The organism is Microbacterium xerophyticum (genome assembly GCF_053543555.1).
The window spans coordinates 650,733-652,154 of sequence record NZ_JBLVOB010000007.1; the positions used below are offsets into that span (position 1 = coordinate 650,733).

Below are 1,422 nucleotides of genomic sequence, written 5' to 3' on the forward strand. Positions count from 1 at the left end.
GTCACCGGCCCCCCCGAAGGGTGCGTCAGCCGACGAGCTCGTCCAGGAGCTGGATCGCCTGATCCCACGCGCCCTTGGTGTCGGTCTCGCCGCGGTCGAGGCTGCTCAGGGCCGGACCGAAGACGTTCTCCTGGATCACCGAGTCATCGGCGCCCTTGAACTGGGCGACGACGCCCTTCGCGCGCTCGGCGAGGATCGCACCCGTGGGTGCGTCGTTGAAGAACGCGTTCGGCGTCGCGGAAGAGGCGAGCTCGTCCTGCGCCTCCACCGTGGACGGGAAGTTGCCGGCGGCCTCGGACTGCTTGACCTGCTGCTCCGGCTGCGTCAGCCAGTCGGCGAGCGCCGCCGCGGCTTCCTTGTGCTCCGAGCTCTCCGGCACGGAGAGGAACGCGCCGCCCCAGTTGGCTGCCCCGCCGGGGAAGACATCGGCGAAGTCCCAGCCGGTCGCCGCGTCGCCGCCGCCAGCTTCGACCTGACCCTGCACGACACCCAGCATCCAGCCAGGGCAGACGAAGGTCGCGAAGGTGCCGTCGACGAACGACTTCCCGCCGTTCCAGTCCCACGCCGCCTGCGCCGCGGACTGGCCGCCCTCGGTCGCAGCACCGAGCAGCTCGAAGCGCTCCTTGAGCTCGGCGTTGCCCTCGACGTTCAGCTCGCCGTCAGCGGTGTAGTAGCCCTCCTCGAGCTGGTTGACCATCGAGTTCCAGACGAAGCCGGAGTGGTCGTACCAGGCCTTGCCGGTCTTCTCGGTGTACTCGGCGCCGACGGCGAAGTAGTTGTCCCAGTCGCCGGTCAGCAGCTCCGCGACGGACTCGCGATCGCTGGGAAGCCCCGCGGCCTCGAAGGCCGCGCCGTTGTAGCAGATTCCGCTCGGGCCGATGTCGGTGCCGTAGCCGATGACGCGTCCCTCGGCGTCGGTCCCCTGCGCGTACTTCCAGTCGACCCAGTCGTCCTTGCGGTCTTCGATCCCGTAGTCGCGCAGGTCGACGAAGGTGTCGGAGACGTCCATGATGGCGCCGAGCCAGCCTTCTTCGATCGCGACGACGTCGCTGAGGCCGGAGCCTGCGGCGATCTTGGTGAAGGCATCGGTGCGGGCGTTGCCGCCGGTGTCGATGTTGGTCGCCTCGATCGTGATGTTCGGGTTCTCCTCCTCGTACTGCTCGTAGAGGTCTTCGTAGCCGAAGGTGCCGAACGTCGTGACGGTCAGGGTGACCTTCTCGTCGGTGTCACCGCCACCGGTGGTGTCGCCGCTCGCGCAGCCGGCGAGGGCCAGTGCGGAGACGGATGCGACGGCTACCGCCGTGGTGATCCGGCGCTGTGCGTGTGTGTTCACGATTCACTCCTTTGTGTGTGCAGGTGCTTCATGCGGGATGGTGCTGCGGGTTCCGGCGTGCGCGTGGGAGCGCTCCCATGAACTGTTGG

General features: G+C 68.2%; 1 protein-coding gene. It reads right to left on the bottom strand.

Annotation, left to right across the window (positions count from 1 at the left end; translation table 11 throughout):
• Window positions 1–25: 25 nt before the first annotated feature.
• Window positions 26–1,333 carry an ABC transporter substrate-binding protein gene (locus ACNPNP_RS14630; protein WP_448966755.1) on the bottom strand — a complete coding sequence of 436 codons (1,308 nt, stop codon included), beginning with the start codon at window positions 1,331–1,333 and terminating at the stop codon, window positions 26–28.
• Window positions 1,334–1,422: the final 89 nt, after the last annotated feature.